Genomic DNA, 11051 nt, shown 5'->3' with positions numbered 1-11051 from the left:
TTTATAGGTGCGATGGAAATCGAGAACTTTTTTATTTTACTTATACACAATATATTTCTAATATCATACTTTATCAATGATCATAATTATTGATTCGTCGCCTTATGATATTTCTGTCTATAAGTTCGGTCTATATCTCTAAACTCAGTTTGCTATAGAATCTTTATTACTGAAAAGGTGAAAATAAGCATGTTTGAAGTCTACTGTGACTCTTCTTACAATGAGGGTGAGGACTCTTATATCGGCTGTACGGTGCTCCGGGACGGCAAACAGATTCACCAGTCTACAACAAAGGTTCCGGATGCACCTCAAAATAACCTTGACTGTGAACTTGCGGCCCTAACTTTCGCTGTAACCCTGTCCAAGATTTTATCCGAGGGTGACAGAGATATAATTATTTATAATGATTCTACTGAAGCCGTAAAAGCTTTCCAGAAGGGAAGACCGGAAATCGAAAAGAAGTTTTCAGGGCTCAGCATTAACTTTGAATATATTCCTAGGGAAAAGGTAAATCAGACAACTGCGGACAGCTTATCTAAAAAATTTCCGGTATTTTTCCTGAATATTCCTACCTCTGAGGTGGAGTCTTTTTCACGGAGAGAAGATATCCTTTCCGACATCGCCAGAAATGAGCGTAGTGTTTTTTATCTTGAGAAGGTAGAAGAAAAATCCACAAACAAAAAAACCTGCTATAGGCTAATGATCCGTACGATGGAAAAAATCCTTTCAGATGATCGGCTTTATCTCATAAAAAAGGGAGGTCCAGGCACTCAGGTAAAAGCTGCAGAAGAGATAAGGAAAGATCTGTCTGATCCCTCAATCATCTCCTCCCTGAAAGCAAAGGGTGTCAGGCTTGAAAACTCCTATTTCCTGCTGACGGATGAAACCTGGGGACTTCGGAGTACGGACAATCAGACCTGTTCCATTCTGCCCGATTCCGTTTCTCACAGGATAATCTGTGACGAAGTAGAAAGGTCACCTCAAAATCTCTTCAGAAGAGTTGAACGTTTCAGGTAATTTTTCCGTCTCACGGAAATTCCTTGCATTAATAAATACTCCTCTGGAGATTTATTTTTCTTATTCTGAATATAATCGAAAAAGTTCCGGGAGAGGAGGCTACCAGAATTTTTGTACATGCAGGTTTCCTGTCCTTCTGTATCTCTGACTCCTAAATCTCAGTTCGGGGATAAGTACCCAATATTTATGAGTATTCTACCCTATATACCATAGGGGTGCTAAATTACGGTAGAATTTCCTGAAATCTACATACGGGAGCTTGTAATCGAAATCCAGAAGGGTGCGGGAATGGAACCTGAAAGAAAAGATGAAGAACCGAAAAAACAAGACGACGAGGCCCGCATTCTATATGCTGGTGTTCAAGAAGGGAAAATCTGTAAATCCTGTCTGGAGATGCCTGAGGAACAGCGCAAGACTATGATTCTGGAAATCCAGCAGGTGGCTGAAGAGATACTTAAAGCTCACAAAGTTATTACTGAGCTCAATGATCTTTTAAAAGGCGAATGGTTCCTTAAGCTTCAAAAACCCGGGCTTGAGAAGAAGCTGGTTCTTGCAAAATACGGGGAAGAGGTTTTCGTAGGGCTTTATACTTATTCGGATGATATCCCTATCCCGGATCCAAATCTTGTTTTGCTCTCTCAGAACGGGTTCTGGTATCCGCAAAGAATAGAGGAAAAGTTTGAAGAAACGGTTTCTTCCTTCTTCACAGGAGCATATGGGGACTATGATTTCCTTAACATTGTCCCTGAAAATGTTGAAAAGTTCCAGGTTTTCCAGCGAGATTTTGTAAAAACACTTAAGAATCAGGGCTGGAATACACCGGATATAGAGGTTCTCGAAAAAATCCTGCCAAAAAATTAAAATTACTTCATAAAACTGGTTTCATACCCGGAATCAGTTTTTTCTTTCTGTTCTATCAGTTCTGGTTCTGTTTTTTCCCATAGAATATTTAAATATTGAAAGCATACGCAGTTTCAGGTATAGATTCAGCGGTGTTACTTGCTTTTACCTCAGCCCTTTTCATAATAATTGATTTTCAGAAGGTCTTTTATGTTTTCGATAAACTCCGAATGCATCCTATCAAAAAAATCTGAAGATATCCCTCCTTTCTATGTGATGGAAGTGCTGGAAAGTGCCCAGGCTCTGGAAGCTGAGGGAAGGCACATAATCCATCTCGAGGTCGGAGAGCCTGATTTTCCTACAGCTTCTCATATCTGTGAAGCCGCCTGCGCTGCTATTGGCCGGGGGTCCACAAAATACACTCATAGCCAGGGACTTCTTTCTCTCAGAGAGACAATAGTTGAGTCTTATCACCGGAAGTTCGGAGTCGATCTGAGTCCGGATCAGGTTATTGTGACTTCCGGAACAAGCCCCGGCCTTCTGATTGTTTTCATGGCCTTGCTTGAAAAAATGGACGAAGTAATTATGTCGAACCCTCACTACGCCTGCTATCCGAATTTTGTGAAATACTTGGGTGGAACCCCTATTTATGTCTACACGAACGAGACAAACGGGTTTGCCCTGGAACCGGAAACTGTGAAGCAGTGCCTGAGTTCCAATACAAAAGCTATCCTGATCAACAGTCCTTCAAATCCTGGTGGGCATGTGATGTCTCCTGAAAGTTTGCAGGGCCTTGCCGCAATAGCGGATGAAAGAGGAATTCCAATTGTTTCGGATGAAATCTACCAGGGCCTGATCTATAGCGGAGAAGAGCACACTATTCTTGAATATACGGATAACGCTTTTGTCCTGAATGGCTTTTCCAAACTATATGCGATGACCGGTTGGAGGCTCGGTTACATTATCTGTCCTCCAGAATGTGTCCGTGCGATTCAGAAAATCCACCAGAACTTTTTTATCTGTGCCAACTCCTTTGTCCAGGAAGCAGGAGTCGCAGCTCTTAAAGGCTCCCAGGAACACGTTGCAGAGATGATCCAGACCTACAACACACGCCGCCAGTATATGCTGAAAAGGCTCCTAGGAATGGGTCTGGATGTCCGCAAAGAGCCAATGGGAGCTTTCTATGTCCTTGCCGATGCCCGCAAATACAGCAATGACTCGCTCGAATTAAGCCGCCGCATCCTTAACGAGGCTGGCGTTGCAGTTACTCCAGGGATTGATTTTGGAAATGGGGCAGAGGGTTATCTGCGCTTTTCTTATGCTAACAACCTCGAAAATATAAAAGAAGGTATGGACAGGTTGGAGGCTTTTTTAGAAAAAGAACTTGAGGGAGAACTTTAGGGATGAGGTTTTTAGTGTCGCCTAACATTATCTAAAATCCATCTATTCTTTAATTCTCTTCTTTTTTCCATTTTCAACTCTTGAGCTTCAGGATCGTAAAATCCAGAAAAACTGCTATGGTTCTTGTCATTTTATTCCGGGCAGAAAAGCCCTTTGATTATCCAAGTTCCATATTTTTCTCGCCTCAAATTTAGACTCTTACCTCAAATTTAGACTTTTACTAGTGAGCAGCTAAAAAGAAGATTGGATCTAGAAGGTACTTAACCATTGGGAGCAGTATGAAAATATTATATTTTTAAATTTATTTATAATGATAGATATAGTAATTATAGTTTTGAATTGTTTTCATTTTTGATTAAAGAGTTTAGATTCTCTGGAGTTACCTTCAGATCAATAGCAATTTGTTCCTTCCTCAATAGGGATTATAAACATTAATGCTTTACATCAGGATTTTTAAGCCTTTTTCTTTCTGAACCGTCCCTCTTCTAAATGCGAAGATCTGTGAAACTCATAAATATTTTATAGTATGATGCGTATTCTAAATATTACTTTCTAACTTTTAAAATAAAAAGCATCTGTCTTACGGTCACAAACTATTATTATTTGTATAGTCGTGTGTTTTATGCTGTTGATTTTTCAGTTTAACGATGTTATCCCCCTGTGATACAGTAACCATACAGATGCTTGAAAATCCTGAGCGGATTAGTTAGAAAGGTTGTATTCTTAATAAAAGAATGGAGCCAGAAATATGAACAAAAATAATAAAGTAAAGTTAATGCCCCGATTGTTAGGGATGCTGATTTGTCTGGCATTAATACAGGCTGCATGTGCTCAAACGGACGGGTCTGATGAAAATGTAATTTTCGGAAATGTTACTTACGAAAATGGAACTTACGAAAATGTTACCCTTGAAATAAATGATAATGTAACTGATGGCAACGTATCTGGTGAAAATGTTACAGTACATACTATAAATCCAACTTATCATTCTACGTATCTAATGTCGGGAAATAGCGAAAAGTTTACTGTTAGTTTCAAGAATGAAGGTAATGAAACGCTCGTTATAACACCGAAAGTAGTTTCTATACCCAACAGTGGGAACGAAATCCCTGAAAGTTGGATCACTATATCTCCAACAAACACAACAGTAGAACCAGGTGCACTGCAGGACTTTATAGGTGAAGTAAATATTCCCCGGGATGCAGAAAGCGCGTACTATCAAACAGCTATAGTCTTCACAGATGATCTTCTGCCAGACTCCACAGAATATGTCAATTCAATGAGGCTTGATATCTCAGTCGAGGCTAGTCCGAAAATCGAGCTTCAATCAACTTATATCTCTGATACTGTTGATGCAGGAAAAGAATATGTGTACAAAATAAAAATCAAAAATGTGGCAGATGAAGACGTCACCATTGATCCTAAAGTGACCAGATACATGTCTAATACATTTAATACATTTAATCTCAGCGATGATGCAATAGTGATCTCTGCTCCTTCAGTTATAAAAACAGGTGAAATCACTAGCATGACTATTAGGGTGCCTGTTCCGGAAAATGCTACAGGATCTTACAATGGGTACATCGAAATGAATGTTGATGGAAAAGCTAATGGCGTATATGGCTCGCGAATAGATCTGAATTTCAGGGTTATGCAACAGCCTACAGTTCCTTACGTGCAAGCTTTCAACACTACGAGTAATGCCCCAATAACGATTGAAGTTTCGACTGATACTTACGACCCGACTATGGGACTGCGTATTTCTCCTAAAATTGAAAAACCATCCTTTAATCTAAAACTGAAATACAATTCCCGTTTTGTCCGCATATCCCCTTCGAAAATAACACAAAGTAGCAACGTAAACACTGAGGGGTATTATTTCCCGGCATGGGCGGTGGATAATAACACAATTTATCAGAATACAAACACTCATTATGCAGAAACATTCACAGTTACGGGAGCAACCGGAAAGTGGGAACTCTATATTACGCCGAAAAATACGGAATCCTTTGGATATTCGATAACGTCGGAAAATGAAGATAAAAAACAGTATATATTTAGGTGAATAATTCTGGTAGGGTAGCATGATTTGATTTTATATATTCTGAGTCCTGCTGCCCATATTCCTTACCCGAGCTGCGCTTTCCGAGTTCCGCTTCCCGAGTTCCGCTTCGGGAGCACGGGGTCCGTTTCACTCGCTTCGCTCGTTCAAGCGGACTGGTTTATATTAAAGATACTGTGCTCGAGAGGACTAATCTACAAAGATGAAATTAATAGGACTTACGCACTGAAGTACAAAATCAAGTATATTTGGTGTTGTAACTGGTTTGGTATTTTATACAGTTAGAGGTTTAATGCTATTGATTTCTCAGTTCAACTGCGTAAGTCATATAATGATAAAACTAAGAGCCTATCCGAAAAGTGGTTACCTGCTGTAACTTTTACCAAACAGGCAATATACAAAACCGGAACGGATACTCGGATATTATAGCCCTATTGTGACTTTTCAACATGCATTACTGACTTTTCGGATAGGCTCTAAGTTACACTCAGGAGAAATAATTTATAAAAATTCTTGATTTATAAAACTTCTTTTCAAAACTGTAAATTAAAAAAGGTGGGGCTGGTGAGATTCGAACTCACGATCGACGGGTATCTCCGAACAACTGCTTTAACAGTTTTAGTTCTGGTGAGCATCTATCAGTGCTCCAACGGTTCCTCATTATCCTGCCCCGTCGGGCAAAACTCAGTATACCCGTTGTTCATCATTTATCCGCTGGAGCCCATCGCCATGCCGGGCTAGGCCACAGCCCCTTAACAAGGATACTTTACAAGGATAGTGAAATACCCTTTCTCTTTTAAATAGTTAACGGCAGGAAATGATGTTTTTGTGAATCAATTTTTATTTCATATAAGTTTTTCTTTCTCAATAAATGTATGGAAAATAAATTATTCCTGAAAGGATTTTTGAATAATTAATTGAGTTTCTGATCATAAAATACAGTTCTAAAACTCTTACTGATTAAAAATAAAATTGGTTTTGGGATAAGCTTAATGATTAAACATAAAATGGATTTTAGGATAAGCTCAATATCGATCTTCTTATGCAAGTTGGGCAAAAGGAAATAAAGCGGTTAGTCTATGGCTATCATCACATTTGAGGCTTTGACTACTGCGTATGCTTCGCTTCCTTCTTTTAACTTCAGGCTTTCAGCTGATGTCTTTGTGATGATGGAAGTGATTTCCGCTCCACCTGGTAACTCTATTACAATTTCAGTGTTGACTATTCCGGTGACGATGCTTTTAACTTTTCCTTTTAAGACGTTGCGTGCGCTTAGTTTCATTCTTTGCTCTCCATTCAAGTACGGTAATTAATTTCCGTTAGTTTTATTACGACTTTTCAACATGTATTGCTGACTTTTCGAATAGGCTCTTAATTGATTCACGACATCTGATAATAATTTTTCGAATATTCATTGAATTCTGAATTTCTCTGTATCAGATATTTATGAAGTCTTCTCAGATCCAACTTACCAAAAAGATTATATTATAAAAAACATTTATCTGTTTCATGTCCCTTATTCTTTCTCCTATTAACACCGAAAGATTGTGCCTGGTTCCTGCCACCGTGAAGCTATGTCTTCTGGAACTGTATGATCTCCCGGTATTTTCTTCTACTCTTAAGGTTCATGTTCCGAAAGAATGGCCACCTGACCAGATCACTCCTGAGGTAATAGAAGAATTTATCGAAGGAATGAAAGTGAAAGATCGGAAGATCTGGAGCTTTTACTGGCTTTTGTGCCAGAAGGATTCGGAACTGGCCGTCCTTATAGGAAGCGGAGGATTTCTTGTCCGCGAGAATGGAACCCTTGAGATAGGGTACTCCATGCTTTCCGAATACCAGAGAAGAGGATATGCAACGGAGGCTGTGCGATCAATGCTTCAGTGGGCTTTTTCCAGTCTCAAAAAAGACCTTATTATAGCTCACACTTATCCTTACCTTAAAGCTTCGATCCGTGTTCTGGAAAAAAATGGTTTTTTATTTAAAGGAAAAGGCCAGGAGGAAGGTACCATACTTTATGAACTCAGGAATGAAAAACTGGATAATTAAGAGCCTATTCGACAAGTGGTTACCTGCTGTGACTTTTACAATATGCAATATGCAAAACCGGAACGGATACTCTGATATTATAGACCTTATATACCCATACATATGAACTTTACAAACCTGAAATCAGTTTCCAATTTGCTATGGTTTATAGTTGGGAAATGAATGTAAATTATCCGCTCAAAAAGTGAAGACCCGATATGTTTATATCTAATTATAAATTTACTTTCAAATGTAATTTCTTTATAGAATTTACATAAAGTTGAAAGAAAAAAATAGTTTATTGGTAAACGCAGATCTGGAAATCTGCGAACTGGTAAACGGCAGCGAAAAACTTGAACACGGTTTTTTTCTATTGGTGTCTGGAAAGTCCCGGACTCTCTCGGATTCCCCCACCCGTCTTCCTGGCTGCAGGACAAGGCGTATTCCTGAAAACCTGTTGACATTGAAGTACTAGTTCATAAAAATGATACAGTGCTGTATAATTGCTGTGCACTGTTCATTCAGCATGAAAATGAACTGCTGTGCAGCGCACAGAACAATGTTGAGAGGTAAGCAAAATGCAAGATGATACGCGATTATCTATTTTTTCTGAAAAGGGCACCGAAGACTTATTGTTGAAAGTTTATGTCGGAGGGCTGTGACCATGGTTTTCAAAAACATAATCTGTCCGGCATGCGGGGCAGCCTGTGATGATATCCAGGTTGAATTCGGGGAAGAAAAGATTGAAGCTAAAAATTTATGTAAGATGGGGAATGCCAAGTTTAAGGCGATTATAAGTTCCCGAAGGCTCAGGCAACCCCTTATAAAGGAGGGGGGAAAATTGATGGCTGCTGCCTGGGATGAAGCTCTTGAAAAAGCTGCCGATATCCTTGTTTCGGCAAAGCGTCCCCTGCTTTTCATGGGCAGCGAGACCTCATGTGAAGCACATGAAGTGGGGCTTATGATTGGGGAATATCTTGGTGCGATTGTTGATTCTAATACTACGATCGGCAACGGGCCAACAGCCATGGGAATCCAGGAATCCGGAAAAGTAGGTGCAACTGAAGGGCAGAAGAAAAATAGGGGCGACCTCGTAGTTTACTGGGGCACAAATCCTCTTGAATCCATGCCCAGGCAGATGTCCAGATATGGGGTTTTCCCGCGTGGATACTGGACCAAACACGGACGTTTCGACAGGACTATCATTACTGTGGACCCGAGGAAAACTCCAACTGCTACAGCTTCTGACCTGCACGTGCAGCTTAAACCCAACTCCGACTATGAACTGATAAGTGCACTTCTGACGCTTTTACATGGAAAAATTCCTCATCACTCAGTAGAAGAGATTACAGGAGTTCCTATCCCCGTGATGGAAAATATGCTCGATTTAATGAAACACTGTAACTTAGGCTCCATCTCTGTAGGTCTTGGCCTTTCATCATCTCTCGGAAAGCACAGGAACGTCGAAATTGCCATGAATTTTGTAAAGGAGTTGAACAATTATTCTAAGTTTACCTTTGGAATTCTCCGTGGCCACTGCAACGTTGCAGGCTTTAGCCAGATTGCCTCCTACATGTACGGCTATCCCTTCGGGCTTGACTTTACACGCGGGTATCCGCGTTACAATCCCGGAGAATTCACAACCGTGGATGTGCTTCGAGAAAAGGATGTGGACGCCGCCTTTGTGATGTGTACTGATCTTTTAAATCAGATTCCCACCGATTGTGCAGCTTATCTTGCCGAAATTCCTCTGATCTACCTCGATACTTCTCCCTGTCCGACTATGGTTGTCTCAGACATCGTGCTCCCGGGGATAATTGACGCCATGGAATGTGACGGAACCTTCTATAGGCTTGATGATGTGGCTGTTCACGTTGAACCCTTCACGGATTCTCCCTTTGAGTTTACAAAAAGCAACGAAGACACCTTAAAACAGCTTTTCGCAAAAATCAAAGAAAAAAGAAATCATACTGATTTTTCTCCCTTCTACATATAAGGGGGATGAAGAATCAATATCTGAAAATGCTCTCAGATTCTGTGGATTCTTGTGAAATGAAAAATTAGCATATAAAACCGATCTTTTTTGAACAAAAATGATAAATTGAACAAGAGTAATACTAAAATCTGATTTAATTTTACGCCCAGGGCAGGATTTGAACCTGCGCTCTCCCAAAGAAGAAACGGTTTTCGAGACCGTCGCCTTACCACTAGACTACCTGGGCATTTTGCTTTAAATGTAATGAAAATTTTCCGGACATTACCCGATGTTCCTGATGCAGGATTAGTGAATATGCTTTCTCTCTTATATATCTTATTATCAGCGGGATCTATACCTTAAAAATCAAAAAGTGAACTCTGGCCTGCATTATTATCTGGTTCTTCTTTTTCTGTTTCGTCTGTCTCTTTTCGAGGCTTTTCATTACTTTTTTTTTCGGGTTTACTTTTTTTCTCTGGTTTTATCTTTTCAAGGTCTGCAAACGAAATCTGTCCATTGTATCGGGGGTTTACCACTTTCAGGTTTTCAGGCAGCTCCAGCCAGCCATACTGTCCCCCTCCGCCAGGGTGGATTATAACATTGCCTTTCCTGAAGGCCAGGATCGCGTTTACTATCCTGTCATCGTCCACTATTTTAAGAACTTCCGGTTCTGAATATATAAGGGCTTCAACCTCGTTTCCAAAGCGTTCTACAAGCTTATTCCAGGCAGTTTGCACACCTTTTGTCTGGACGCTTGCGTGGCCGAGAGCCATCTGGATTATCTCTGCAAGAGGAATCAGGTGAAGATAAGGGGGACGGTGATCAGGGTGTCTGGATTCTTTAAAATCTGCAAGTTCGTTAATGCGGTCCAAAACCCCTTTCTTTATAATGCCTCCACATATCGGGCAGCGCCATTTATTCTCAACAGCTTCAGGCAACGCATACTGAGTAAAACACTTAATACAGGCTGACCTGTTGTATTTGCCTTCTTCAGGAAAAAACCCCACATTCAGAGTAGCTCTGTATCCCTGTTCTCTCAGAATAGCTTTTTTCAGGCCGTCAAAGGTAATCTCAGGAACCTCAAACTGCGTGAATTCCCTTGCCAGTTTGTTGGTCGAAGGGGAATGGGCGTCGGAGTTTGAAAGAAAAGTCAGGCGGTGCAGCTCTTCGATTCTATCTGCATAATCGCTGTCCGCACTCAGGCCAAGCTCTAGGAACGAAATGTAATCTGTCATATCTCCATAGCAGCTTTTCAGGCTGTTATGGTAGCCGTAAAGTGCTGTCCAGGGAGTAAAGGCATGGCAAGGGCCGATAAGTGCTCCAAGGTCTTTTGCAATTTCTGCAATTTCATTGCCGTCCAACCTGACACTGGGACGGCCATCGGCTTCAAGGTTGCCGAAAGGAGCAATACGTTCTACCAGTTCTTCAGCTTTTGAAATTGAAGGTAAAATGAGAAGGTGATGTACGCGTTTGCTGTCTTCTATCTCGGTAGTAGGGATAAAATAAATGTCTTCGATGCGGATTTCTTCATCCGAAACCGATGCTTTCTTGATTTCTTCGAGCCACTTCGGATGAGTGCAGTCTGCAGTACCTAGCAGTTCCATCCCTTTTTTTGAAGCCTCCCTGGCAATTGTCGGCAATTCCATCTTTCTGGAAGATGCCATGGAGTACTTTGAATGGAGATGGAGGTCTGTATTGACTTTCATTCCCTTCCCTTTTATCAGAGGC

General features: G+C 40.7%; 9 protein-coding genes and 2 tRNA genes. 7 read left to right on the top strand and 4 right to left on the bottom strand.

The features are described 5' to 3' along the window. The first annotated feature begins 189 nt into the window (after positions 1-189). From RG963_RS04150 to RG963_RS04135, 4 genes are all read left to right on the top strand, one after another. Entirely contained in the window at positions 190-1017 is an 828-nt protein-coding gene (locus RG963_RS04150; RefSeq protein ID WP_310575017.1) for a ribonuclease H family protein, read from the top strand. Positions 1018-1305: 288 nt separating this feature from the next. Then, on the top strand, positions 1306-1878 hold the full coding sequence (locus RG963_RS04145) for a hypothetical protein (protein WP_310575016.1): 573 nt from the start codon (positions 1306-1308) through the stop codon (positions 1876-1878). 189 nt (positions 1879-2067) lie between these two features. Next, positions 2068-3258, top strand: a complete 1191-nt coding sequence (locus RG963_RS04140; protein ID WP_310575015.1) for a pyridoxal phosphate-dependent aminotransferase — start codon at positions 2068-2070, stop codon at positions 3256-3258. Between the two features lie 748 nt (positions 3259-4006). Then, positions 4007-5323 (top strand): COG1470 family protein, encoded by a 1317-nt coding sequence (locus tag RG963_RS04135; protein WP_310575014.1) that lies wholly within the window; start codon positions 4007-4009, stop codon positions 5321-5323. Between the two features lie 553 nt (positions 5324-5876). Here RG963_RS04135 and RG963_RS04130 read toward each other — a convergent pair. After that, positions 5877-6072: transfer RNA gene (locus RG963_RS04130), tRNA-Trp, on the bottom strand. A gap of 320 nt (positions 6073-6392) precedes the next feature. After that, positions 6393-6602, bottom strand: a complete 210-nt coding sequence (locus RG963_RS04125) for a TOBE domain-containing protein (RefSeq protein WP_310575013.1) — start codon at positions 6600-6602, stop codon at positions 6393-6395. Between the two features lie 227 nt (positions 6603-6829). Between RG963_RS04125 and RG963_RS04120 the strand changes: the two genes are divergently transcribed. The 3 genes from RG963_RS04120 to RG963_RS04110 all read left to right on the top strand — a co-directional run bounded on the left by RG963_RS04120 (position 6830) and on the right by RG963_RS04110 (position 9344). Next, positions 6830-7369: a GNAT family N-acetyltransferase gene (locus tag RG963_RS04120; RefSeq protein WP_310575012.1), complete on the top strand. Its 540-nt coding sequence runs from the start codon at positions 6830-6832 to the stop codon at positions 7367-7369. 280 nt (positions 7370-7649) lie between these two features. Continuing rightward, positions 7650-7823 carry a hypothetical protein gene (locus tag RG963_RS04115; protein ID WP_310575011.1) on the top strand — a complete coding sequence of 58 codons (174 nt, stop codon included), beginning with the start codon at positions 7650-7652 and terminating at the stop codon, positions 7821-7823. 189 nt (positions 7824-8012) lie between these two features. Continuing rightward, positions 8013-9344, top strand: coding sequence for a formylmethanofuran dehydrogenase subunit B (locus tag RG963_RS04110; RefSeq protein WP_310575010.1), 1332 nt, complete (start codon positions 8013-8015; stop codon positions 9342-9344). 142 nt (positions 9345-9486) lie between these two features. Here RG963_RS04110 and RG963_RS04105 read toward each other — a convergent pair. Next, a tRNA-Ser gene (locus RG963_RS04105) sits at positions 9487-9570 on the bottom strand. Between the two features lie 112 nt (positions 9571-9682). Further along, on the bottom strand, positions 9683-11029 hold the full coding sequence (locus RG963_RS04100; RefSeq protein WP_310575009.1) for a TIGR00375 family protein: 1347 nt from the start codon (positions 11027-11029) through the stop codon (positions 9683-9685). Positions 11030-11051 lie beyond the last annotated feature (22 nt).

Source organism: Methanosarcina baikalica (genome assembly GCF_031461075.1).
Lineage (GTDB): Archaea > Halobacteriota > Methanosarcinia > Methanosarcinales > Methanosarcinaceae > Methanosarcina > Methanosarcina baikalica.
Note: the sequence above shows the minus strand (reverse complement) of the source record. Positions and strands in the feature narration are given on the sequence as shown.

Bases quoted from the DNA above. Each gene is read 5' to 3' on its own strand.
- RG963_RS04150 (WP_310575017.1), top strand. From the start codon at position 190: ATGTTTGAAGTCTACTGTGACTCTTCTTACAATGAGGGTGAGGACTCT.
- RG963_RS04145 (WP_310575016.1), top strand. From the start codon at position 1,306: ATGGAACCTGAAAGAAAAGATGAAGAACCGAAAAAACAAGACGACGAG.
- RG963_RS04140 (WP_310575015.1), top strand. From the start codon at position 2,068: ATGTTTTCGATAAACTCCGAATGCATCCTATCAAAAAAATCTGAAGAT.
- RG963_RS04135 (WP_310575014.1), top strand. From the start codon at position 4,007: ATGAACAAAAATAATAAAGTAAAGTTAATGCCCCGATTGTTAGGGATG.
- RG963_RS04125 (WP_310575013.1), bottom strand. From the start codon at position 6,602: ATGAAACTAAGCGCACGCAACGTCTTAAAAGGAAAAGTTAAAAGCATC.
- RG963_RS04120 (WP_310575012.1), top strand. From the start codon at position 6,830: ATGTCCCTTATTCTTTCTCCTATTAACACCGAAAGATTGTGCCTGGTT.
- RG963_RS04110 (WP_310575010.1), top strand. From the start codon at position 8,013: ATGGTTTTCAAAAACATAATCTGTCCGGCATGCGGGGCAGCCTGTGAT.
- RG963_RS04100 (WP_310575009.1), bottom strand. From the start codon at position 11,029: ATGAAAGTCAATACAGACCTCCATCTCCATTCAAAGTACTCCATGGCA.